The 22,898-nt window shown below is 61.4% G+C and carries 17 protein-coding genes; 8 read left to right on the top strand and 9 right to left on the bottom strand.

Annotated elements, in window-relative coordinates; genetic code table 11:
- Nucleotides 1-9 precede the first annotated feature (9 nt).
- The 3 genes from MKS85_RS03850 to MKS85_RS03840 form a co-directional block, all read right to left on the bottom strand.
- On the bottom strand, nucleotides 10-573 hold the full coding sequence (locus tag MKS85_RS03850) for a cytochrome b/b6 domain-containing protein (protein WP_310662728.1): 564 nt from the start codon (nucleotides 571-573) through the stop codon (nucleotides 10-12).
- Between the two features lie 95 nt (nucleotides 574-668).
- Entirely contained in the window at nucleotides 669-2,123 is a 1,455-nt protein-coding gene (locus tag MKS85_RS03845; protein WP_139049775.1) for an aldehyde dehydrogenase, read from the bottom strand.
- A gap of 44 nt (nucleotides 2,124-2,167) precedes the next feature.
- On the bottom strand, nucleotides 2,168-3,544 hold the full coding sequence (locus tag MKS85_RS03840; RefSeq protein ID WP_139049776.1) for an aspartate aminotransferase family protein: 1,377 nt from the start codon (nucleotides 3,542-3,544) through the stop codon (nucleotides 2,168-2,170).
- A gap of 216 nt (nucleotides 3,545-3,760) precedes the next feature.
- Between MKS85_RS03840 and MKS85_RS03835 the strand changes: the two genes are divergently transcribed.
- From MKS85_RS03835 to MKS85_RS03820, 4 genes are all read left to right on the top strand, one after another.
- Complete coding sequence (locus MKS85_RS03835) at nucleotides 3,761-4,723, top strand: helix-turn-helix domain-containing protein (protein WP_139049777.1); 963 nt, start codon at nucleotides 3,761-3,763, stop codon at nucleotides 4,721-4,723.
- Nucleotides 4,724-4,782: 59 nt separating this feature from the next.
- Entirely contained in the window at nucleotides 4,783-5,523 is a 741-nt protein-coding gene (locus MKS85_RS03830; RefSeq protein WP_139049778.1) for an IclR family transcriptional regulator, read from the top strand.
- A gap of 193 nt (nucleotides 5,524-5,716) precedes the next feature.
- The gene (locus MKS85_RS03825; protein ID WP_305466131.1) at nucleotides 5,717-7,165 is read left to right on the top strand and encodes an APC family permease; all 1,449 of its coding nucleotides are present in this window, start codon (nucleotides 5,717-5,719) and stop codon (nucleotides 7,163-7,165) included.
- 149 nt (nucleotides 7,166-7,314) lie between these two features.
- Nucleotides 7,315-7,959, top strand: coding sequence for a hypothetical protein (locus tag MKS85_RS03820; RefSeq protein WP_139049780.1), 645 nt, complete (start codon nucleotides 7,315-7,317; stop codon nucleotides 7,957-7,959).
- Here MKS85_RS03820 and MKS85_RS03815 read toward each other — a convergent pair.
- From MKS85_RS03815 to MKS85_RS03800, 4 genes are all read right to left on the bottom strand, one after another.
- Entirely contained in the window at nucleotides 7,954-9,807 is a 1,854-nt protein-coding gene (locus MKS85_RS03815; RefSeq protein WP_256677109.1) for a protein Hnh, read from the bottom strand. The genes MKS85_RS03820 and MKS85_RS03815 overlap by 6 nt on opposite strands.
- Nucleotides 9,808-9,863: 56 nt before the next feature.
- Nucleotides 9,864-10,544 carry a peptidoglycan-binding protein gene (locus MKS85_RS03810; protein WP_139049782.1) on the bottom strand — a complete coding sequence of 227 codons (681 nt, stop codon included), beginning with the start codon at nucleotides 10,542-10,544 and terminating at the stop codon, nucleotides 9,864-9,866.
- Between the two features lie 259 nt (nucleotides 10,545-10,803).
- On the bottom strand, nucleotides 10,804-12,588 hold the full coding sequence (locus tag MKS85_RS03805; RefSeq protein ID WP_310662727.1) for an IlvD/Edd family dehydratase: 1,785 nt from the start codon (nucleotides 12,586-12,588) through the stop codon (nucleotides 10,804-10,806).
- A gap of 47 nt (nucleotides 12,589-12,635) precedes the next feature.
- The gene (locus MKS85_RS03800) at nucleotides 12,636-13,817 is read right to left on the bottom strand and encodes a fumarylacetoacetate hydrolase family protein (protein ID WP_310662726.1); all 1,182 of its coding nucleotides are present in this window, start codon (nucleotides 13,815-13,817) and stop codon (nucleotides 12,636-12,638) included.
- Between the two features lie 114 nt (nucleotides 13,818-13,931).
- Here MKS85_RS03800 and MKS85_RS03795 point away from each other — a divergent pair, with 114 nt between their 5' ends.
- From MKS85_RS03795 to MKS85_RS03780, 4 genes are all read left to right on the top strand, one after another.
- Complete coding sequence (locus MKS85_RS03795) at nucleotides 13,932-14,894, top strand: LysR family transcriptional regulator (RefSeq protein WP_139049785.1); 963 nt, start codon at nucleotides 13,932-13,934, stop codon at nucleotides 14,892-14,894.
- 253 nt (nucleotides 14,895-15,147) lie between these two features.
- The gene (locus MKS85_RS03790; protein ID WP_160894357.1) at nucleotides 15,148-16,530 is read left to right on the top strand and encodes an MFS transporter; all 1,383 of its coding nucleotides are present in this window, start codon (nucleotides 15,148-15,150) and stop codon (nucleotides 16,528-16,530) included.
- Nucleotides 16,527-17,267 carry an SDR family oxidoreductase gene (locus MKS85_RS03785; RefSeq protein WP_139049787.1) on the top strand — a complete coding sequence of 247 codons (741 nt, stop codon included), beginning with the start codon at nucleotides 16,527-16,529 and terminating at the stop codon, nucleotides 17,265-17,267. Before MKS85_RS03790 ends, MKS85_RS03785 begins: the two co-directional genes overlap by 4 nt.
- Nucleotides 17,268-17,304: 37 nt before the next feature.
- Nucleotides 17,305-18,153, top strand: coding sequence for an ureidoglycolate lyase (locus MKS85_RS03780; RefSeq protein WP_305466127.1), 849 nt, complete (start codon nucleotides 17,305-17,307; stop codon nucleotides 18,151-18,153).
- A 439-nt stretch (nucleotides 18,154-18,592) separates the two neighbouring features.
- On the opposite strand, the gene MKS85_RS03775 is transcribed toward MKS85_RS03780, so the two are convergent.
- Nucleotides 18,593-21,688 carry an efflux RND transporter permease subunit gene (locus MKS85_RS03775; protein WP_310662725.1) on the bottom strand — a complete coding sequence of 1,032 codons (3,096 nt, stop codon included), beginning with the start codon at nucleotides 21,686-21,688 and terminating at the stop codon, nucleotides 18,593-18,595.
- A 3-nt stretch (nucleotides 21,689-21,691) separates the two neighbouring features.
- Complete coding sequence (locus MKS85_RS03770; RefSeq protein ID WP_310662724.1) at nucleotides 21,692-22,861, bottom strand: efflux RND transporter periplasmic adaptor subunit; 1,170 nt, start codon at nucleotides 22,859-22,861, stop codon at nucleotides 21,692-21,694.
- Between the last annotated feature and the right edge of the window lie 37 nt (nucleotides 22,862-22,898).

Genomic DNA, 22,898 nt, shown 5'->3' with positions numbered 1-22,898 from the left:
GTGATTCAGTCACAGCATGCGGCGCAGGACGTCGTTGCGAGGGTCGCTATCGAAGAACCGATGCTTGAGTGCACCTGCGACGTGCAACACGATCAGCGCCAGCAGGGTATAAGCCAGCACTTTGTGCAGCCATTGGAACACGACGAACAAATCGTCATTCTTCGCCAGCAGCTCCGGGAGGTTCACGCCAAAAAAGAACACGCCGTCGCTCATGGTGTAGCTGCTCGACATCGAATAGCCCATCAGCGGTACGGCCACGATCAGTACGTACATGGAACGTTGCACAAAACGCGACAGGAATCGCTCATGCCCGGCCAGTGTTTGCGGTGGTTGCGGAAGCGTGGGGGTACGCCAACGCAGGGCGATCTGGACCAATACCAACAGGAATGCCAGCACCCCGAAGGATTTGTGCCATGGGTAATAGAGCTCATACTTGCTCGCCACTTCATCATCGAGCCCGGTCATATACCAGCCGGCCCAGAGCAGGCCGGCTATGACGATGGCACGCACCCAGTGCAGCATGCGCAGGGAGGTCGGATACCGATCAATTGCCGCTTGTTTTAAGGTGTTCATCGCAGTCTCTTCATTGATCATCAAGGCATCGAAAATGCACGATTCATACCCCCTCGGGACCCAAGGCCCTGAGAGGGCAGGTGCAGTGAGTTTTCTCAGGTGGGCAGTAGCACGGTGATGACTTTCTCCTCGGTGTAGGCCAGCGCACCGGCAAGCCCACCTTCACGACCAATGCCGCTGGCCTTGACGCCGCCCCATGGCAGGTTGGCGTCCAGCGGGCTCCAGCAGTTGACGCCGATGGCGCCGGCCTTTACCGCAGCGGCCACGCGGTGCGCACGTACCAGATCGGTCGTCCAGACCGTGGCCGCCAAGCCGTAGGCGCTATCGTTGGCCAGTGCCACAGCCTCTTCTTCGCTGTCGAACGTGATGACCGTGCCGACGGGGCCGAAAATTTCGTCCTGGGCAATCGTCATGTCATTGCGGGCGTTGGCGAAGATCGTCGGTCGCACGAACCAGCCTTGCTCCGGGGTGGATACACCGCCGGCCAACAAAGAGGCGCCTTGGTCGATACCCATCTGGATGTAACGGTTGACGCGATCGAACTGCGCTTTCTTGGCTACCGGCCCCATCTGTACGCCAGGCTCGCGAGGGTCGCCTACCTTGACCGCGCGCGCGGCCTCGGCAAGCGCCGCGGCGAAGCGCTCGGCGAGGCTGCGGTGTACCAGGATGCGCGAGCCGGCGGCACAGATCTGCCCCTGGTTGACGAACAGACCCAGTGAGCAGCCAAACAGCGCGTCATCGAAGGGCGCATCGTCGAACACAATCTGTGGGCTTTTGCCGCCCAGTTCCAGCGCCACGCGCTTGAACAGCACCCCGGCGGTGCGCTGGATCTCGCGTCCGGCCTCGGGGCTGCCGGTGAAACTGATCTTGGCCACGTGCGGGTGTTCGCACAAGGCGCGACCCACCTGCGCACCGTAGCCGGTGACCACGTTAATCACGCCGTCAGGAAAGCCCGCTTCTTGAGCCAGCGCTGCCAGGTGCAGGGCCGATTGTGGGGTTTCTTCCGAGGGTTTGATGACCACGGTGCAGCCTGCCGCCAGCAAGGCGGCGAGCTTCCACACGGTGATCATCAGCGGTGAGTTCCACGGCACGATGGCACCGACCACACCTACCGGCTCACGTACGGTGTACGAGAGGGTTTTGCTGCCGAAGTAGCCGCCGGTGGGAATGGTGCGTCCTTCAAGCTGGTTGGCCCAGCCGGCGGCGGCGCGCAGGTTGGCGATTGCGTTGGGCAGGTCCATCCGGCGTGGTTCGAGCGGTGAGCGACCGATGGCGTTGGCGTCCATATCGGCCAGCAATTCGCTGTCGCGCTCCACCAGGTCAGCCAGTTTCGACAACAGGCGACCGCGCTGGGCGCCGTCCAGGCGGCTCCAGGCGCCCCCCTCAAGTTGGGCGTGCGCCGCTGCCACGGCGCGGTCCACATCCTCGGCGGTACCGCTTGCGCAGCTGCCGTTGACCTGTTCGGTCACGGGGTTGATAAGAGGAATACGACCTCCGTCGCTGGCTTCGAAGGGCGCACCCTGGATGAAGTGTTTCAGGTACTGAGTCATGTAGGTGTCCATGCGTGATGGGGAATGGTCGGAGGTGCCACACCTCATGCCTTGAGGGAGGCCAGGGCGTCGCCGAAGATGTCTAGGGCCTTGAAGAACAGTGAGCGCGGGATCGTCAGCGAGGGCATCACGCGCATCACGTTGCTGTAGCGTCCGCACGGGATCATCAGCACACCGTGGTTCATCAGGTAGCCCATGAGCTGACCGATCTTGGCGCCTTCCAGCGGTGTCTTGGTGATGGGGTCTTCGACGAGTTCGATACCGATCATCAGGCCGCGGCCGCGGACTTCGCCAACGAACGGGCTGTTGAAGCCACGGATACGTTCCTGCGCCTCCAGTCCCAGGGTGTGGGCACGCTCGAGCAGACCAAGTTCCGGGTCCTGCAGGATGCTGATATTGGTCAGCGCCACGGCCGCGGACAATGAGTTGGCGGCGAAGGTATTGGGCATCGAACCGTCGGGAATCAAGGCCGCGAGGTCCGAGCGCATGATCAGCCCTGCCATTGGCAGGTCGCTGCCGATGCCTTTGCCGAAGGTCAGCATGTCGGGCTTTACGCCGGAATGTTCGACTGCCCACATCTTGCCGGTACGCCCGGCGCCGGACTGTACTTCATCCACGATCAGCAGCGCGCCGGCGCGATCGCAGGCCTTGCGCAACAGTTGCAGGAACTCTGGCGAGGGCGGCACGTAGCCGCCTTCGCCCTGTACCGGTTCCACGATCACGGCCGCCACGTCATCGGCGGCGGTGTAGGGGCTGTTCAGCAGATAGTCCACGTAGTCGCCGGCGATCTGCTCGGCGCTTTTGTGCGTGGTGTCGAAGGGAAAGCGGTAGGCATAGGGGTAAGGTGCGTGAATCACGCCACCCATCATCGGACCGTAGCCCTTGCGGTAGGCCGTGCCGGTAGTCAGGGCGCCGGAGGCGTTCCACACGCCATGGTAGCCGCCGTGGAAAGCGAGGATCTGGTGGCGCCCGGTGATGCGTTTGGCGAACTTGATCGCGGCCTCCAGCGCATCGCTGCCGCTTTGCGTGAAGAAGGTGATGCAGTCGCCGCGCAGGCCATCGGGAGCGATTTCCGAGAGCTTGGCGGCCAGTTCGGTGCGCCGGGTGCTGTTGATTTCCAGGGCATGCATCAGCACCTCGGACTGTTCGCGGATCGCTTGTACCACCTTGGGGTGGCAGCGGCCTACGCTGCTGACGCCCACGCCTGCGGACAGATCGATATAGGTGTTGCCATCCGGGTCCTTGAAAGTCGCGCCGAACGCGCGGTCCATGGCGATGGGCATACGGCCGCCGCCACGCGCCATCGACTCGGTACGCGCCGATAACGCCAGGGCCTCGCGGGTCAGGGGGCCGGGCAGTGTGCTGGAAATAATCCGCGGGGCATCCGCGAAGTGTAAGGATTCTAGTTTGGATTCACTCATGACGAACTCTCTGGATGGCGTTTTCAGTGTGCCGATCATTCTCATGGAGCGTCCTTGGCCGTTATCCCGAATCGGCAAATTGACGAGCCGACCCCACCCGCCGGTTTCGACGAGTGGCAGATACGAGAATTAGCTATGCGCTATTTTATCTATGTGCGAATATCGCAAAGAAATGCGAGCAAAAAACAATAATATCGGCCGAGGTTTTCGCGCATCATGAAAAACCACCAGATCAGCCATTTTCGCGATATCCATGTCCATGCGGCCACCATTCAGGAGTGGAACCAGGACTACAGCCAGTTAACCGCCGGCCTTGCCGAAAGTTCTTTGATGCAGCTGAGCACCGCGCGTTGCCACGTGTTCAGCGAGCAGATCAACCAGCGTGTGGTGCAGCACGGCGTGGCTCCGCGCGGCAAGATGTGCTTTGCCGTGCCGATCAACGTGCCGGGTTCGACGCGGATGCAAGGTCGCGAGGTGGACGACAGTAGCCTGTTCTTTCTGCACGGCGGCGAGGAGTTCATGTTCCATATGCCGATGGGCATGGAACTGTTGTCCATCACATTCGAACGCGAATGGTTCGAGCAGGCGCTGGAGCAAACAGCGTCGGCCAGGGAAATCAGCCGGTTGCTGCGCCAGCCGGTGATCCGGGTGTCCGCGCAGCGCTTCGCCCAGGCCCGGCGTCGATTGCTGGCGGTGCTCTCTCTGGCCATAGGCGACGAGGCGCTCGACAGCGCGGGCGAGCAGGGGTTGGAGCAGGCAATGCTCGGTGAGTTGCTGCAGCTGCTCACCGACCCGGCCTGCGACAAACAGCAGCGCAGCCCCAGCTCCACGCGCAGCTTTATTGTCGAGAAATGCCACCGTCTGACGACTGTCGAGATGCTCAATGTGCCCAGCGTGATCGAGTTGTGCCAACGCCTCCAGGTGAGTCGGCGCACCGTGCAGAACAGCTTCCGCTCGGTGGCCGAGACCACACCGCTGAACTATTTGCGTTCGGTTCGGCTCAACGGAGTGCGCCGCGCCTTGATGTCTACCCCGGCCTCCCATCTCTCGATCGGCGATGCCGCCGCCCAATGGGGCTTCTACCACCTCAGCCATTTTGCCGAGGAGTACCAGGCGTTGTTCGCAGAGTTGCCCTCCCAAACCGCCCGTGCTGCCATCCCTGTCTGCGCGCGCGCCTGAACCAAAACCCCGCTGTACCCGGCGGGGCAGCTGTCACTTCATCAGGATCTCAAGAAAACATGAATAGTCTTCGCCGCCTGCTTCAGGTCTTCGACCTCTTTCGCCCGGAGCAGCCGCTCATCGACGTGGAGATCATTTGCCGGGAGCTTGGCTACACGCCCGCCACTGCCTACCGCTATCTGCGTGAACTGGGCGATGCCGGCTTGTTGAAGCGCTTGCCGCGTGGTTACGCGCTGGGCCCGCGAATCATCACGCTGGAGCATCAGATGGCGAACTACGATCCGCTGCTGGCGTGCAGTCGGGACCTGGTCGACAAACTGGTCGCCGACACCGGCCTGGATGCGTTGGTCAGCGAGTGGCATGGCGACTCGGTGGTCAACGTGCTGATCCAGCGTGGCTCCGATGCTGGTCCGGTCGGAGGTGGCAAGGGACGACCGATCGACCTTTTCCACAGCGCGACCTCCCGGGTCGTATTGGCTTATCTGCTGCCACGCCAGATACGACGCCTCTATGATGCCCACGCGAACCAGGACCAATTGCTGCATCTGGGGCTGGAATGGAAGCCGTTTACCAAGAGCTTGCTTGCCATTCGCAAACAAGGTTATTGCATCAGCGAAAGTGAGCTGTACCCGGGACGCAGTGGCGTCGCGGCGCCGATCTTCGACGAAAAGCGACGAATACTCGGGAGCATGACCCTGGTTGGGCGCAGTGAGCGGTTCCACGCGTTTCAGCGCAGCTACCTGTGTGACCTGGTGATGGGCGCGGCGGCGCAGCTGACGACACGTATCGCTTTGCAATGAGGTGATAAAGGCCGGGTGGATGGCTGGCTTTTTTGAGGCGAGTTCTGCGAGTTACCGATTTGGGATAGTGGGGTGCTCATGGGCGGGCATAGGATCGAACCCAGCGTGCGATAACGCGACAAGCTATTGGGTGACGGTAGCGGTTGACCTCACCGATCTCACAGCGGCTGCCTCATACAAGAAGGTCAATAACATGAGTGTATTTACCCCGGTCAATAGCTCCACGGAGCTCAAGCGTGGCGCCCTGGGTGTCGGCTTCATCATCTTCTTCGTGGTTTCGGCGGCGAGCCCGTTGAGTGTCATCGCCGGGGGCTTCCCCATAGGCATCATGCTAGGCAATGGTGCCGGGACACCGGCCTTGTTGCTTCTGGCTCTGCTGGTGTTACTGGCGTTTTCAGTGGGCTACACCACCATGTCCCGACATCTCACCAACGCCGGTGGTTTCTATGCGTTCACCTCCCGAGGTCTGGGGGGCATGGCCGGAGGAGCGGCCGGGGTGCTGGCGATGTTTGCCTACAACATTCTCCAGGTCGGTCTGTACGGCATGTTCGGCGGCGTGGTCAGCGGCACGATGGCCAGCGTCTTCGGCCTGGAGTTGCCCTGGTGGTCCTACTCATTGATGGCGATGGCCAGCATTGCGATTCTGGGTTATCGCAAGATCGACCTGTCGGCGCGGGTGCTGTCGGTGGTGGTCATTGCCGAGTACCTGGCAATCCTGACCCTGGATTTCGCCATTCTGAAAACCGGTGGCGACAGCGGCATCAATCTGGACTCGTTTGATCGCAGCCATGTGTTCAGCGGCACGCCGTCCATCGGCTTGCTGTTCTGCTTCGCAGCGTTCATCGGCTTTGAGGCCACGACTATTTATGGCGAAGAGGCCAAGAACCCGCAACGTACCATTCCGATTGCCACTTACTGCTCGGTATTGCTGATTGGTGGTTTCTACGCGCTGTCGGTCTGGGCGATGGTGGTGGGCGTAGGGGCGGACAAGATTGTGCCCACGCTGCAGGCCTTGCAAGACCCGACGACGTTCATTTATGGCATGTCCGACCATTTCGTCGGCCCGTACCTGACTCAGATTATCCGGGTGCTGTTCATGGTCAGTATCTACGCCGGCCTGCTGGCTTTTCATAATGCAGCGGCGCGTTATTTCTACGCCATCGGGCGTGACGGCCTGTTGCCGCGTCAGTTGGGGACTACCCATCGCGTCCACCAAAGCCCCCATATGGGGTCGGCATTGCAGAGCCTGATCTCTGCCGTGGTCGTGCTGATTTTCGCCGCCATGGATGCCGATCCGATTCTGCAACTTTTTGCCTGGTTTTCCAGCCTGGCGACGCTTTGCGTGATTTTACTGATGGCGATCACTTCGGCAGCGGTATTGGTCTTCTTCCGACGCCACCCTGAGCTCAAGCTGGGCGTTTGGCGTGGGCGGATCTTCCCCGGTTTTTCTTGTCTTGCCCTATTGTCGGTGCTGGTCATCGCGGTCATGCACTTCGATGTGTTGACGGGCGCCAGCAAGGCCTTGTCATACGGTCTCTGCGCGATTATTCCCATGGCCCTGTTGGCGGGTGTGTTTTTGGCGGCCCGACTTCGTAAGGCGTCACCGCAGCGGTACCTGGCATTGGGTAGTCACAAGCTCTGAGTCCCCACGCAGTCCGTTCAACTGAATCTCTGGGCGCCTTGCCATGGATGGCCTGCGACCTTGCAACCAAGCTTGCCGAATAGGCACAAATCACCGGTGCTGGATCATCTACACTGCCTCTTCATCCTCCTGTCCGGGACTGGCAGCCTATGCGGATTTGTTTTTTTGACGGGGCCGATCGCATCGAGCTGGGTACTCGATCCAACCTTGCTGATGGCCAGTCCGCGCTGCGAGAGGGAAGCCCGGCGACCAGGATCGATGTGCGTGAACCGTGGCAGGCAGAGCGCTTTATTCGCCGACATTTTGCCGGGAGCGGTGAAGTAGCCCGTCTGCGCGCGCTATTGTCCGCCCAGGGGATTCTGGTCCATCTGCTGGACGATGACGAGATTCGCCGTCAGGTCGCGGGCAAGCTGTCGAGTGGCGAGTTGTGTGCTTACGTGTCTCCACATCAACGACCGATGCCCGTTCGCTTACCGGCCTCGGGCGCTGTGGAAGCGGTTGTTGCACCGGTGTCCGCCGCGGCTCACAAGCGTGCGCGGGTAAAAGCCTCGTCCGAGTCCGTCAATCCACTTGAGCCGGTTGCGCTGACCTTTGTGGAGATCGAGTTACTGGATATGCAGGGGCAGCCCGTCAGCGGGGAGCCCTACGTCATTGTGCTGCCCAATGGGACCCAGCGCAGCGGTGTGCTTGACGAACTCGGCCGGGCGAGAGCGGAAGGGGTTGATCCCGGCAACTGTCAGGTGACGTTTCCCAAACTCGATCAGCGTGCCGTCGAGCGATGCCGCGGCTCATGAATTGGATCGCAAACGAATGTGCTTCCACGCGGCGTCCAGGTCTTGGGGCATGCCGGCGCGCTTGCGCAGCCCGGTGGCCTTTGGCGTGATCCAGGGCTTCGGCGCAGTTGGCAATTCAAGTGGCATCACTTCTCGGGGAATGTCGCCCGCTTTCAGCTTGGCGACGGCGTTGGCGATTTTCGTCAGCGTGGTGCGCATTTCAGTGGTGCTGTTGCTGGCATCTTCGTTCCCACAGGCTTGGCAACGGCGGTCGAGCTCAGCGGTAAGCTGTTCAGCATCCTGTCCTATCTTGACCACTTCGTTGCACCAGGGCGCTGTCTGAGTCAGGTTTCGATCCTGGTCGAACGCTTGCGTCACCACCTTGAGTCGGGCGACGACCTGATTGCAATGGGGCGTGAGGTCTTCTGCGAGATCCGGCCCGTATCTATTGAGGTTTCGCCTCATCGCGTCTATCGCATTGCTCCATGTACTCTTGTCGCACTCATAGGTTTCCAGGGCGTTGTAGACATCCAGGAAGTTGCGTTCGTGGGTCAGATAGCCGGCGACGAAAGCCGGGTCGTAACGGGTATAGTTCTTTTGCCACAGGAAAAATTGGGCGTGTTCAGCCATGACTTTTTCCAGGCGATCCCGGCAGACGTATTCGATGTGCGTTTGCTCAAAGCCGGCATTCCATAGCGGAGCATACACCTCAAGGGTGTCGCGCAATGCTTGCAGCGCCTTCATGTCCGCCTTGTAGGTAGCGAGGATGGTCGCATGCAGACTGAGCCGGGGGAGTTCGTGGACGCTGCGGGTGGCCGGGGCTATCCCGCTTTGTGCGGCCTGCAGTTGAGTGATGTGCTCGCGCAACTGCATCACGTGCCGAGCCAGTTCCAGGCTCCAGCAGGCAAAGGCGTCCATTGCCAATCCAGAGAACGGTGCCTGGGGCGTTGTCGAATAGAACAAAAACTCGATAGCGCAGCGCGTTGGATTGTCCGATACCTGATAAGCGTCGGGGTATTTCACCAGATGGCGCAATGTCGGTTCCTGCAAGGTCTTGAACCACTCTTCTCCACGTTGCCATTTCAGGAATTCGATCGTCAGGTCGAGGCTGTGGGTCATCTCCAGAAAAACCCCTCGCAACATTGTCAGATGCCGCATGCGGGCGAACACAAGCTCCTTGCGGTTCAGACCGAGCACAAGGATATTCTTGCCACCCCTGTCGCTGGTGGGCTGCATTTGTTGGTTGAGGTCATTCAGAGGGGCGGGGATGGCCAGTCCTGTCGCGCAATTGAAGTTGATGTGCTCGCGGGGATTCTCGGTGACAGGATTGATCAACACCGGTTTCTCGGCGTTGTGCGGGTCGTCCCACGCGTCGTGGCGCGGTGGCCTGAACCGGCCCCATTCGCCAATGGCGTCCCAGAACTCATCCTCGGTGTTGAAGTCTTCCAGTCTCGGCGGCGGTTGCGCCAGATTGTCCGGTATCACGTCAAAGTAGTTCTTCTTGTAGGTCTCGTTGCACTCCTTGCATGACCACAAGTGGTTGCTCCAGTCGTACACGTACTGAAAATAACCGAGGTTATCCATTGCCTTGTCGTTCACTGGAACGAAACCGTCGTGGCGTTTTTTCGGCCGGAAATGTTCAACATCCCCGCCTGCGGTGTCCATGAAGCGTGCCTCGCAAAAGGCGCACTTGCCATATTGGTCGACCTTGAGCAGCGCTTTGGCGTGGGGCGGTTTGTATTGGTCGTCATCGATGACGACCTTCACCGAGCCTTTGGGAACACTTTTTGTTTTGGCGGTGTTGGTGCCTTTGGTGCAGAGGACCACCGAAGCGCCAGCCTGAACAGCCTGCAGGACGTTGTTTTTCATGGCATCGTGCGAGCGCTGTAGCGCGGGAGGGGCCGTAGGCGTTTTGCGAACCCTGATCATACGGGGGCCTCGCCGTGGTAGCCGTGGAGCGCGGTGCGTACGGCATCGCTGAGTAACTCATTGTCGTCGGGCAATCCGGCCTGCATCTTGAACGCACCGATGGCCACACGGGTCGCGTCATCCATCTGACCATCGCAGTCGCCGTTGAAGTAGCCAAGGCCACGCAGACGCTGCTGCACGCCTTTGAGGGTACTGATCGGGTCGAGCGCGCGCAGCCTCAGATGATAATCGCGGGAGAAGCCGTCAAAGGTTACGCGCACGGTGATGTCGTCGGCGGTGGGCTCCAGAGGCCAGACGATATCGCCGTTGGCTTCGGCTTCGCCACTGCCCAGCAGCGTGTCACCGCGCAATACCTGAAAGTGCCGGGCCAGGCCCTGTCCTGCGAGGGCATAAGGGCGAAACCTGAGCATGGCAGGGGTGTTCAGTACGCGGAAGGTGTGTCTTTGCCCGGTGGCGTTCTGTTCGAAGGTCGCTTTCACACGCGGCGGGACGAACAACGAATCACCCGCCGCGAGCGCCGTCCCGTCCGGGTGTTGACGGCGCAGATCGGCATTGCGCGGGTGATCCCAGAGTGTCTCGCGCGCATGCCCGTAGGCGTAGGCCACACTGTCGACGCTTTCGGTGGCCCCCAGTGTAAGGACGATGCCGTCACCGCCTGGATCCGATCTGGCATTCATACGGTTTCTCCTTCCCTGGAAGTCGCACGGTGGTCATCTGGTGGCAATCGCGCCGATTCAGCAGGCGATTAAAACCTTAGTAGGTTATGGGCGTTTTGGAAGGGGCTCTGACTTGATGAGGTGCCGGTTGTCATTTTGTAAGCGTTTGGTCGCGGTAGGGCTTCTGGCCGATGGCCAGGCTAGCCGACGCTGAACGTCGGATAGCCAGCTGCTCACATCCTGGCGGCGCGGTAGTGGGGCAACGAACAGGCGGCCCTCGTCAGTGAGAGTGGCGCGGCTCACCACTGCGGGCAATTACTCTGAGATGCAACGTGGCAGGCTCAAGGCAGCCCCCCGTGGATAGCTGGCCCACCAACTGCCGATACAGCTCCTGCCAGGGCGTTTGCGAAGGCGGGATATTCGGTGTCCATTCGAGTCGGCGCCGGGTCATCTCGGCTTCGTCGATCAGCAGGTTCACGGTTCGTGTGTTCAGATCCACTTTCAGGCGGTCGTTGGTTTTCAGCAAGGCCAGGCCACCTCCCACCGCTGCCTCAGGGGAAATGTTGAGGATCGACGGGCTCGCCGATGTGCCGCTCTGGCGCCCATCACCGAGGCAGGGCAGGGAGTCGATGCCTTGTTTGATCAGCGCGGCCGGCGGGGCCATGTTCACCACTTCGGCACTGCCGGGGTAACCCACGGTGCCAACACCGCGGATGACCAGGATGCAGCGTTCGTCGATGTCCAACGCCGGGTCGTCGATCCGGGCGTGGTAGTCCTCCGGTCCTTCGAACACGATGGCGCGGGCTTCGAAGCTATCCTCGGCACCGGGTTCGGACAGGTAGGTCTTGCGGAACGCTTCGCCCACCACCGACATTTTCATGATCGCGCTGTCGAAGAAATTGCCGCTGAGCACGATGAATCCGGCACGGTGCTTGAGCGGGGTGTCGAAGGGGTAGATTACATCGGGGTTGCTGGTCAGGCTGCTGCGCACGATTTCGCCGATGGTCTTGCCGCTGACCGTGGCGCAGTCTTCGTGCAGCCGCCCGGCTTTTTGCAGTTCATGCATGACCGCTGGGACGCCGCCGGCCCGGTGGAAACCTTCACCCAGGTACTTGCCCGCCGGCATGCAATTGACCAGCAGCGGCACGTCCTCGCCGATCCGTTGCCAGTCATCCAGGCTCAGTTCGACGCCCATGTGCCGCGCGATGGCGATCAGGTGTGGCGGACAGTTGCTCGAAGCGCCCAGTGCCGAGGCGACGGCAATAGCGTTCTCGAAGGCCTCGCGGGTCATGATCTGCGAAGGGCGGACGTCTTGCAGCACCAGTTCGCAGATACGCTTGCCGGTGGCATAAGCCATTTGCCCACGTTCGCGGTAGGGCGCTGGAATGCTCGCACAACCGGGCAGCGACATACCCAGGGCTTCGGCCAAGGCGTTCATCGACAAGGCAGTGCCCATGGTGTTGCAGTGCCCCACCGACGGCGATGCCGCAGTGGTCATTTCCATGAAACCTTCGTAGTCGATCTCGCCGGCGGCCATCAGATTGCGCGCATGCCAGAGCACGGTGCCGGAGCCGATCAACTCGCCTTTGTGGTGACCGTCGAGCATCGGCCCGCCGGACAGGACAATCGCCGGCAGGTCGGTTGTTGCCGCGGCCATCAGGCAGGCCGGGGTGGTCTTGTCGCAACCGGTGGTGAGCACCACGCCGTCCAATGGATAACCATGGAGGATCTCCACCAGCCCCAGGTAGGCCAGGTTCCGGTCCAGCGCCGCAGTGGGGCGGCGCGACTGCTCGGCGATCGGATGCACCGGGAACTCCATGGGAATGCCGCCGGCATCACGAATACCGGCTTTGACCCGTTGCGCCAGCTCCAGGTGATGACGGTTGCAGGGCGTCAGGTCGCTGCCGGTCTGGGCGATGCCGATGATCGGGCGTCCCGATTGCAGCTCTTGGCGGGTCATCCCGTAGTTCATGTAGCGTTCGACATACAGGGCGGTCATGTCGGCGTGGGCAGGATCATTGAACCACTGCTCGCTGCGCAGTCGGCGTTTTGGCGTGTCGGTCATGATTCATTTCTCTCTTGTAATTAGGCGAATCGGCAAACGGTTCTGCGTCAGCGGGCGAGCAACCCCCGGGAGGCGAGATTGCGCAGCAGAGCGCTGACGCCAAAGGTCCAGGGTGCGGCGTCAGAGCTGTGGGTCACCTGGTTATGCAGGCTGCCAAGCAATGGGCTGCTGATACTGACCCGGTCACCCAGTTTGTGGGTAAACCCGCCGCCGGCATGATCACGGTCTTCTGTGGGGGCGAACAGGGTACCGAGAAACAGCAGAAAACCGTCCGGGTATTGGTGATTGGCGTTGAGCGTCTGGCCCGCCAGGTCCTGCGGGTCGCGGCTGATCTGGCTCATGGAGCTCGATCCATGCATCCGGTAACCGTCTTCGCCTTGTACCTGCAGATCGACCACGCAGGCCCGCACATCATCCAGGCTGAAGTGCTCGTCGAACAGGCGAATGAACGGCCCGATGGCGCAGGAGGCATTGTTGTCCTTGGCCTTGCTCAGCAGCAGCGCGCTACGGCCTTCGAAGTCCCGCAGATTGACATCGTTGCCCAAAGTGGCGCCGTGGATCTGGCCACGGCTGTTCACCGCCAGCACCACTTCCGGCTCCGGATTGTTCCATTGGGAGCCGGGATGAATGCCGATGCGGCTGCCGCTGCCGACGGCGGCGAGAACTGGTGCCTTGGTGAAGATTTCCGCATCCGGGCCGATGCCGACTTCCAGATACTGTGACCACATGCCCTGTTCGATGAGCAAGGCCTTCAGGCGCATGGCCTGCTCCGAGCCTGGCACGATCGAACGCAAGTTGTCGCCGATCACGCTTTGCACGGTGGCACGTATGGCTTGGGCTTTCGTTGAGTCGCCGCCGGCCTGTTCCTCGATCACTCGCTCGATCATGCTGGCGGCGAAGGTCACGCCGGCGGCCTTGATGACTTGCAAATCCAGGGGCGGCAACAACGACGGTTTGGACGGGTCGGCGTCGAGGCCGGTGTTGGCCAGCAGGGCCTGGACAGTGGTGATGAAGGTACCGGGTGTCTGCCGCACCGCAGCCAGTGGTGATTCTGTTTCCAGCAAGTCACTCAAGGTCGCAAAACGCTCCGACAGATCAAACACCCCGTCGCTGCGCAGCACAATGGGCGAAGGCCCGGCAATCCGGCCCGGCACCCAGGCGCGACCAATCAGGGTGCCGGCCACGCCATCGACCGGCAGGGTATTTTCGGGAGTAAGCAGTAGCGACATGGAAAGGTTTCCTGATTCGTAAAGCCTTCACGCTAGGGTGGGTGGTCGATAAACTCCAATGAGATATATTCAGTATTTGATAACGTCAGGTTATTGCTGATCCGAGGAACGCCCATGTCAGATCTGTCCTTTTCCAGCGTCTGCGGCTGGCTCAAATTTCGCCACCTGATGTTGATCGATACCTTGGGGCGCACACGCAATATGCATTTGGCTGCCCAGCAGATGAACCTGAGTCAGCCGGCCATCAGCAAGATGCTCAAGGAAATAGAAAGCCTGCTGGGCTTTGCATTATTCGAACGGCTGCCCCGAAGCATGCCGCCCACGGCGCTGGGGGAGCATGTGTTGCGTTATGCGCAAATAGCTTTGAATGATGCACGTTCGTTCGTTGAGCAAATCAGCAGCCTGCGCGAGGGCGGTCACGGTTATCTCAAGGTCGGCGGGATTTTCGCCGCCACGGCGGTGGCCTTGCCCGAGGCGATCCTGCAGATCAAGCAAAGGTGGCCGCTGCTATCGATTGAGGTCGTTGAGCAGACCAGTAACCATTTGATGGAGATGCTCGAAGAAAAAACCCTTGATCTTGCGGTGGCCCGCTTTACCGATCAAAGCCAGCAGCAACGCTATGACTTCCAGGCGTTGGCCCCGGAGCCGTTCTGCATCGTGGTCAACAGCCGACATCCGCTGGCAAACGCGGGGCCCACTTCCTTGCAGCAACTGGTGGACCTGCCCTGGATTCTCTACCCGGTAGGCACACCGATTCGTGCACGCATGGAACTGGCCTTTGCCGAGGCCGGGGTGGGGATGCCGCGCAATACCATCGACACCATCTCTATGCAGACTTTCCTCCAGGTTCTACAACGCGGACCCATGATCGGCATGCTGCCCAATGCCATGGTCAACCCGCTGCTGGAAAGCGGCCAGTTGATAACCCTCGATACGCCCTTGCACCTGGTGCCGCAGGATTACGGCATCCTCACGCGCAAGGGTGAGCAACTGGTGGGGGCGGCGCTGGAGTTCGCTGACATTCTCAAGGAAAACGCGCGTCTGGCTGCCACATCGTCCACTCAAGAAAGTCGGTGAATCTGCGGGAGCAAGGCTTGCCCGCGATGCCGGCGCCTCGTACTCGCTGACCGCGTCGTCTTCATCGCGGGCAAGCCTTGCTCCCACAGATAAATCTCCTCGGCACAAGTTCGGCACCGGCCGATGGTTATCTCGATAACGACTCGTTATCAGTTAATCCAAAAATGCCATTGGGAAAGAATCAATTCCCGACAGTAGAGTGACCCACTCAATAAAAACAATCAGGCATGCCCACATGCCCAGGGGTGACCTCATGCAAACCGTATCCGAGCATTTACCCGCGCAGTCGCAAGCCAGTGAACTCGATTTTGAGGACCGGACCTACCGCAAGGTTATCTGGCGCATCCTGCCGGTCCTGCTCTTGTGTTACATGGCTGCCTACCTCGACCGGGTGAACATCGGTTTTGCCAAGCTCGATATGCTCAACGAGCTGCAATTCAGCAACACCGTGTATGCCTTGGGCGCCAGTATGTTCTTCTGGGGCTATTTTCTCTTCGAAGTGCCCAGCAACCTGTTGCTGCATCGCTTTGGCGCACGGTTCTGGATCGCCCGGATCATGCTCAGTTGGGCGGTGATCTCCATGGCCGTGGCCTACACCGTGCCGCTGGCGGCCTTCTTCCACCTCGAATCGAGCACGATGTTCTACGTGCTGCGTTTCCTGTTGGGCATCTGCGAAGCGGGCTTTTTCCCTGGCGTGATTCTCTACCTCAATTACTGGTTTCCGACCCACCGGCAGAGCCGGGTGATGTCCGGCTTCCTGCTGGCACTGCCGGTCAGTCTGACCTTGGGTGGCATTCTCTCCGGTTGGCTGATGAACAGCATGCAAGGGGTGCAAGGCCTGTCCGGCTGGCAATGGATGCTGCTCATTGAAGGCATCCCTTCGATCATCATGGCGTTTGTGGTGATCGTCTGTCTGGCCGACAACATCGATAAAGCCAAATGGCTTAGCGTCGCGGAAAAAGCCATGCTCAAGGCCAATCTGCAAACCGACAACCAGGGCAAGGCCACACGGCTGAGCGAAGTGTTTTTCAACCCTCGGGTGTGGTTGCTGGTGCTGATTCTGCTGACCTTCAATACCGGCTTCTACGGCCTGGCGTTCTGGATGCCCTCGATCATCAAGAGCACCGGTATCACGAACAGTTTGCACATCGGTTTGCTGACCGCCATCCCGTACTCGGTGGCAGTGGTGGCGATGCTGCTCAATGCCCGGCACTCCAACCGCACCGGTGAGCGGCGCCTGCACGCGGCGATCCCGGCGTTCATTGGCGGCGTCGGCTTGATCCTCAGTGCCTTCTTCGCTGACAACCTGGTGTTGTCCGTGCTTTTCCTCAGCGTCTCCGCCTCGGGAATCCTCAGCTTGATGCCGATTTTCTGGACCTTGCCGGGGACCGTGCTGTCGGGCGTCGCCGCCGCGGCCGGCATCGGCATGATCAACGCCATCGGTAACCTGTCGGGGTTCACCGGTTCGATGATCACCGCCGTGGCGGAAACCCTCACGGGCAACATCAACAACGGCACCTATGTACTCGCCCTGTGTCTTTTGGTCAGCGGCGGACTGATCCTGGCTATCCCTGCCTCGATGCTCGGCAGGACTCCCAAGCACGCCGACACGGCAGTGCAACTGGAGACTGCATGAATCTGCAAAATAAGCGGGTGTTGGTGACGGCAGCGGGGCAGGGCATTGGTTTGGCCAGCGCCATTGCTTTCGCCCGGGCCGGCGCCGAGGTGTTCGCCAGTGACATCGATATCCATGCCCTCACTGGCATTGAAGGGATTACTGCCATCAACCTGGACGTCACGTCGACCGTTGCCATCAGCGCTGCCTGCGAGCGTATCGGTGGGCTGGACGTGCTCTTCAATTGCGCCGGTTACGTTCACAGCGGCAACATCCTGGAGTGCGACGAAGCCGCCTGGGCGCGTTCGCTGGACCTCAACGTCACGGCCATGTACCGGATGATCCGCGCATTTCTGCCAGGCATGCAGGCGCGGGGCGGCGGTTCGATCATCAACATGTCGTCGGTGGCCTCCAGCATCAAAGGCGTGCCCAACCGTTTTGCCTATGCGGCCAGCAAGGCGGCGGTAGTGGGCTTGACGAAGGCTGTGGCTATCGACTTCGTCACTCAGGGCATCCGTTGTAACGCCATATGCCCTGGTACCGTGGACTCGCCGTCGCTCCGACAGCGCATCGCGGCCCAGGCTGCGCAACAAGGTGTGGATGAGACCCAGGTTTACCGGCAGTTCCTCGAACGTCAGCCCATGGGCCGTATCGGCAGTACCGAAGAAATCGCGCAGTTGGCCGTGTACCTGGGCAGCGATGCGTCGAGCTTCACCACCGGTGGCGTGCATGTTATCGATGGCGGCATGAGTATCTGAACCCGGTTTTCACTTTGAATCTGAACAGGAGAACTCCATGAAACTGTTGCGTTACGGCGAAAAAGGTTCGGAGAAACCCGGCCTGCTGGATGCCGATCATCAGATCCGCGACCTGTCGGGCCATGTGCCGGACATCGCCGGACAGGCCCTGGGCCCGGACAGCCTGGCAGCGCTAGCAGCCCTCGATCCGTACAGCCTGCCCCTGGTTGCCGGCCAGCCTCGGATCGGTGCCTGTGTCGGGCAGGTCGGCAAATTCATCTGCATCGGCCTGAACTATGCCGACCATGCGGCCGAGTCGAACATGGAGGTGCCGAAAGAGCCGATCATCTTCAACAAGTGGACCAGCGCCATCTGCGGACCGAACGACGACATCCAGATCCCGCGTGGCTCACTCAAGACCGACTGGGAAGTCGAACTTGGCGTGGTCATCGGTAAAGGCGGTCGTTACATCGACGAAGCCAACGCCCTGGAGCATGTCGCCGGTTATTGCGTCATCAACGACGTGTCAGAGCGTGAGTGGCAACTGGAGCGCGGCGGCACCTGGGACAAGGGCAAAGGCTTCGACACCTTTGGCCCTCTTGGACCGTGGTTGGTGACCCGGGACGAAATCGCCGACCCGCATACGCTGGATCTGTGGCTGGAGGTCGACGGGCACCGCTATCAGAACGGCAATACCCGGACGCTGATCTTCAGCGTGCCGCAACTGATTGCCTACCTGAGCCGCTGCATGAGCCTGCAACCCGGCGACGTCATCTCGACCGGCACACCCCCCGGTGTAGGCTTGGGCATCAAGCCCAACCCGGTGTTCCTGCGGCCGGGCCAGACCATGCGCCTGGGGATCGAGGGCCTGGGTGAACAGCGTCAAGTCACGGTGCAGGCGGACTGACGGCTGGGCTCACTGCCGCCTTCGCGAGCAGGCTCGCTCCCACAGGGGGAACGCGGTCTCACCAAGAAACAGGTCGGCTGTCAGGCCGCCTCGCGACGGACGTTGATCTCGGCGCCCCGTTAACCACGCTGGCCGAACGCAGGCATTGTGGAGTGGGCATCCCGGCATGGATGCCGGGATAGCCGCGCTGGGCCATGGATGGCCCAGCGCGGCGGGCCCACGGAGCAATGTCTGCGTTCGGGCATGCCGAGCCTAGGCGAGGCACCGAGTGGTGGGGCAAAAGCGTTTTGCTTACTTTTGCGCTTCTCAAAAGTGAGCCGCCGTAAGGGCGGAACCCTAAGTAGCCGTTACCGCAGCAATGGATATGTACTCGTGAACAAGGCCAGCTGTAAGGCCGCTATCGCGAGCAAGCTCGCGATAGCGGTGCTCCGGCCCAGCCTCACTTGGAATCAACACGCCTGACACGCTTCATCACCACCACGAAAAACACCGGCACGAACACCACCGCCAGCGTGGCGGTGATCATCCCGCCGATCACCCCCGTGCCGATGGCCTGCTGGCTCGCCGAGCTGGCACCGCTGGCAATCGCCAACGGCACTACCCCAAGGATGAAGGCCAGCGAGGTCATGATGATCGGCCGCAGGCGCAGGCGTGCGGCCTCAAGCGTGGCGTCGATCAGGTCGTGGCCGTCGTCGTACAGGCTCTTGGCGAACTCGATGATGAGGATCGCGTTCTTTGCCGAGAGACCGATGATGGTGATCAGCCCGATCTTGAAGAACACATCGTTGGGCATGCCGCGCAACGACACGGCCAGTACCGCACCGAGCACACCCAGCGGCACCACCAGCAGCACCGAGGTCGGGATCGACCAGCTCTCGTACAGCGCCGCCAGGCACAGGAACACCACCAGCAGCGACAGGCCCAACAGGATCGGCGCCTGGCTGCCGGACAAACGTTCCTGCAAGGACAGCCCGGTCCATTCCTGGCCCAGGCCTGTCGGCCCCTGGGCCACCAGCCGTTCGATTTCGGCCATGGCTTGCCCGGTGCTGTAGCCCGGTGCCGGTTCGCCGGAAATGCTCACCGCTGGATAACCGTTATAGCGGGTCAGTTGTGCCGGTCCCTGGGTCCAGCGAGCCTGGACGAATGCGGATAACGGGACCATCTTCCCGCTGTTGTTGCGCACGTGGATCTTCAGCAAATCCTCGACCTGGCTGCGCTGATCACCCTCGGCCTGGACCACCACCCGTTGCATGCGGCCCTGGTTGGGGAAGTCGTTGATGTAGGCCGATCCCACCGCCGTGGACAACACGCTGCCGACATCGGCAAAGGAAATGCCCAGGGCATTGGCTTGCTTGCGGTCGACCTCCAATTGCACTTGCGGCGCTTCGGCCAGGGCGCTTTCGCGCACATTCATCAGCATCGGGCTTTTCTCGGCGGCGGCGAGCAATTCGCTGCGGGCCTGCATCAAGGTGGCATGGCCGAGGCCACCCCGGTCCTGCAAACGGAACTCGAAACCGCTGGAAGTGCCCAGGCCATCCACGGGCGGTGGCAGCAGCGAGAAGGCCATGGCGTCCTTGATTTGACCCAGCGCCAGGTTGGCACGGTCGGCAATCGACGCTGCCGAATCCTCGGCACCGCGTTGCGACCAGTCCTTGAGGGTGGTGAAGGCCAGCGCCGCGTTCTGGCCACTGCCGGAGAAGCTGAAACCGAGGATGATCGTGCTGTCGCCGACCCCCGGCTCGCCGGCGTTATGGGCTTCGATCTGCTCCACCACCTGCACCGTACGGTGTTTGCTGGCACCCGGCGGCAGCTGGATGTCGGTGATGGTGTAGCCCTGGTCTTCCACCGGCAGGAACGAGGAGGGCAGGCGACTGAACAGCAGGCCCATGCCCACCAGCAGCACGCCGTAGATCAGCAGATAACGGCCGCTGCGTTTCAGCGCATAGGCCACCCAGCCTTGATAGCGGTCGCCGAATCGATCGAAGCCACGGTTGAACCAGCCGAAGAAACCGCTTTTGGCGTGGTGATCACCTTTGGCGACTGGTTTGAGCAAGGTCGCGCAAAGCGCCGGGGTCAAGGTCAGGGCGAGAAAGGCCGAGAACAGGATCGACGTCGCCATCGACAGCGAGAACTGCTGGTAAATCACCCCCACCGAGCCCTGCATGAACGCCATCGGAATGAACACCGCCACCAGCACCAGGGTAATGCCGATGATGGCACCGGTGATCTGCCCCATGGCCTTGCGCGTGGCCTCCTTGGGCGACAAGCCTTCCTGAGCCATGATCCGCTCGACGTTCTCCACCACTACGATGGCGTCGTCCACCAGGATGCCGATGGCCAGGACCATGCCGAACATGGTCAGCACGTTGATCGAGAACCCCAGCGCGAGCATCGTTGCGAAGGTGCCCATCAACGCCACCGGCACCACCAGGGTCGGGATCAGGGTGTAGCGGATGTTCTGCAAGAACAGGAACATCACCGCGAACACCAGCAGCATCGCCTCGCCGAGGGTGTAGATCACCTTGGTGATGGAGACTTTGACGAACGGCGAGGTGTCGTAGGGAATCTTGTATTCCACCCCGGCCGGGAAGTAGCGCGACAGCTCGTCCATCTTGTTGCGCACCAGGGTCGCGGTGTTCAAGGCATTGGCCCCCGGCGACAGTTGCACGGCCACGGCGGTGGACGGCTTGCCGTTCAGGCGCGTGGAGAACTGGTATTCCTGGCTGCCGATTTCCACCCGGGCCACGTCGGCGATGCGCACCGTCGAGCCATCGGGGTTGGCCTTGAGCACAATGTCGGCAAACTCTTGGGGCGTGTTGAGCTGGCCTTTGACGACGATAGTCGCGGTGATTTCCTGAGTGCTGCGGCTCGGTAATTCTCCCAGGCTGCCCGCCGACACCTGGGCGTTCTGCGCCACGATGGCGGCATTGACGTCGGCCGGGGTCAGGTTGAAACCGACGAGTTTCTGCGGATCGATCCAGATCCGCATAGCTCGCTCGGCCCCGTACAGCTGGGCCTTACCGACCCCGTCCAGGCGCTTGATCTCGTTCATCACGTTGCGTGCCAGGTAATCGCTGAGCGCCACGTCGTCGAGCTTGCCGTCGCTGGAGGTGAGGGTGATCAGCAGCAGGAAGCCTGCGGAGACTTTGTCCACTTGCAAGCCCTGCTGCGTGACCGCTTGCGGCAGGCGCGACTCCACTGCCTTGAGGCGGTTCTGCACGTCGACCTGGGCCAGTTCCGGGTTGGTACCGGGTTGGAAGGTCGCCGTGATGGTGGCGCTGCCCAGGCTGCTTTGGGATTCGAAATACAACAGGTTGTCGACGCCGTTGAGTTCTTCCTCGATCAGGCTGACCACGCTTTCATCCACGGTTTGCGCTGAAGCGCCCGGGTAGACGGTGTAGATCTCGATTTGTGGCGGGGCCACGACCGGGTACTGCGCCACCGGCAACTGTGGAATGGCCAGGACACCGGACAACAGGATGAACAAGGCAACGACCCAGGCGAACACCGGACGGTCGATGAAGAATTGCGGCATGGCTTAGTGTCCTGCCTGTGGCCCGGGAACCTGGGCGAGGGGGAGTGGGGAATCGTCGATCCGGACGTGCTCGCCGGGGCGGGCGTGTTGCAGTCCTTCGATGACGATGCGGTCGCCGGGTTTCAAACCGTGGGTGACGACCCAGCGATCGTTTTGCACGGCGCCCAATTGCACCGGTTGCTGGCTGACCTTCTGCTCGGCGTCCAGCAGCAACACCTGGGCGACTCCGGCGCTGTCTCGCTGGATGGCCCGTTGCGGCACGGTGATGCCTTGGTTGCTGATCGCCTGTTCGAGGCGCACGCGGATGAAGCTGCCCGGCAGCAGGTCCAGGTCCGGGTTGGGGAACTCGCTGCGCAGGGTGATCTGGCCGGTGCTCGGGTCGACGCTGAGGTCGGTGAACAGCAACTTGCCGGGCAGCGGATAAGGGCTGCCGTCGTCTTGGATCAAGGTGGCTTTGGCCTGGTCCTGGCCGACCGCTTGCAAAAGCCCTGCGCGAAAAGCGCGGCGCAGGTCGTTGAGTTCGCGGGTCGATTGCGTGAGGTCGGCGTGGATCGGGTCCAGTTGCTGGATCAACGCCAACGGCGTGCTTTCGTTCTGCCCGACCAAGGCGCCCTCCGTCACCAGGGCGCGCCCGATGCGCCCGGAAATCGGCGCGGTCACCGTGGCATAGCCCAGGTTCAGTTTCGCCCGTTCCACCGCAGCCTTGCTGGCAGCGACGTCAGCGGCGGTCTGGCGCACGCTGGCCCGGGCGTTGTCGTAGTCCTGGCCACTGATCGCCTTGTCATCGATCAACTGCGCGTAACGCTGGGCTTGCAAGCGGGCCTGGAACGCATTGGCCTCGGCCTTGCGCAACGCCGCCTGGGCACTGTCCAGGTCAGCCTTGAACGGCGCCGGATCGATGCGAAACAGCACATCGCCCTGCTTTACGTCGCGGCCCTCATGAAACACCCGTTGCAAGACCACGCCGGCCACCCGCGCCCGGACTTCGGCAACCCGTGGCGCGACGATCCGACCGCTCAGCTCGTTACTGATCGACAGGGGCCGTGCCTGGACGGTTTCGACACGCACACTGGGCAGCGGGGCGGCGGCTTGCGGGGTCGAGGCGCTATCACAGCCACTGAGCAGCAGTGCCCCGACCAACAGGCCCAGTGTGACGAAAGGAATCTTGGACATGGTACTTCCCCACTATTGAGCCGCCCATGGTAGGGAT

It is taken from the genome of Pseudomonas sp. JL2 (genome assembly GCF_031570495.1).
Classification (GTDB): Bacteria; Pseudomonadota; Gammaproteobacteria; order Pseudomonadales; family Pseudomonadaceae; genus Aquipseudomonas; species Aquipseudomonas rhizophila.
This window is presented reverse-complemented; position numbering and strand designations above follow the sequence as displayed.

Excerpts from the sequence above, each read along its gene's own strand:
- MKS85_RS03850 (WP_310662728.1), bottom strand. The coding sequence starts at position 573 with ATGAACACCTTAAAACAAGCGGCAATTGATCGGTATCCGACCTCCCTG.
- MKS85_RS03845 (WP_139049775.1), bottom strand. The coding sequence starts at position 2,123 with ATGACTCAGTACCTGAAACACTTCATCCAGGGTGCGCCCTTCGAAGCC.
- MKS85_RS03840 (WP_139049776.1), bottom strand. The coding sequence starts at position 3,544 with ATGAGTGAATCCAAACTAGAATCCTTACACTTCGCGGATGCCCCGCGG.
- MKS85_RS03835 (WP_139049777.1), top strand. The coding sequence starts at position 3,761 with ATGAAAAACCACCAGATCAGCCATTTTCGCGATATCCATGTCCATGCG.
- MKS85_RS03830 (WP_139049778.1), top strand. The coding sequence starts at position 4,783 with ATGAATAGTCTTCGCCGCCTGCTTCAGGTCTTCGACCTCTTTCGCCCG.
- MKS85_RS03825 (WP_305466131.1), top strand. The coding sequence starts at position 5,717 with ATGAGTGTATTTACCCCGGTCAATAGCTCCACGGAGCTCAAGCGTGGC.
- MKS85_RS03820 (WP_139049780.1), top strand. The coding sequence starts at position 7,315 with ATGCGGATTTGTTTTTTTGACGGGGCCGATCGCATCGAGCTGGGTACT.
- MKS85_RS03815 (WP_256677109.1), bottom strand. The coding sequence starts at position 9,807 with ATGAAAAACAACGTCCTGCAGGCTGTTCAGGCTGGCGCTTCGGTGGTC.
- MKS85_RS03810 (WP_139049782.1), bottom strand. The coding sequence starts at position 10,544 with ATGAATGCCAGATCGGATCCAGGCGGTGACGGCATCGTCCTTACACTG.
- MKS85_RS03805 (WP_310662727.1), bottom strand. The coding sequence starts at position 12,588 with ATGACCGACACGCCAAAACGCCGACTGCGCAGCGAGCAGTGGTTCAAT.
- MKS85_RS03800 (WP_310662726.1), bottom strand. The coding sequence starts at position 13,817 with ATGTCGCTACTGCTTACTCCCGAAAATACCCTGCCGGTCGATGGCGTG.
- MKS85_RS03795 (WP_139049785.1), top strand. The coding sequence starts at position 13,932 with ATGTCAGATCTGTCCTTTTCCAGCGTCTGCGGCTGGCTCAAATTTCGC.
- MKS85_RS03790 (WP_160894357.1), top strand. The coding sequence starts at position 15,148 with ATGCAAACCGTATCCGAGCATTTACCCGCGCAGTCGCAAGCCAGTGAA.
- MKS85_RS03785 (WP_139049787.1), top strand. The coding sequence starts at position 16,527 with ATGAATCTGCAAAATAAGCGGGTGTTGGTGACGGCAGCGGGGCAGGGC.
- MKS85_RS03780 (WP_305466127.1), top strand. The coding sequence starts at position 17,305 with ATGAAACTGTTGCGTTACGGCGAAAAAGGTTCGGAGAAACCCGGCCTG.
- MKS85_RS03775 (WP_310662725.1), bottom strand. The coding sequence starts at position 21,688 with ATGCCGCAATTCTTCATCGACCGTCCGGTGTTCGCCTGGGTCGTTGCC.
- MKS85_RS03770 (WP_310662724.1), bottom strand. The coding sequence starts at position 22,861 with ATGTCCAAGATTCCTTTCGTCACACTGGGCCTGTTGGTCGGGGCACTG.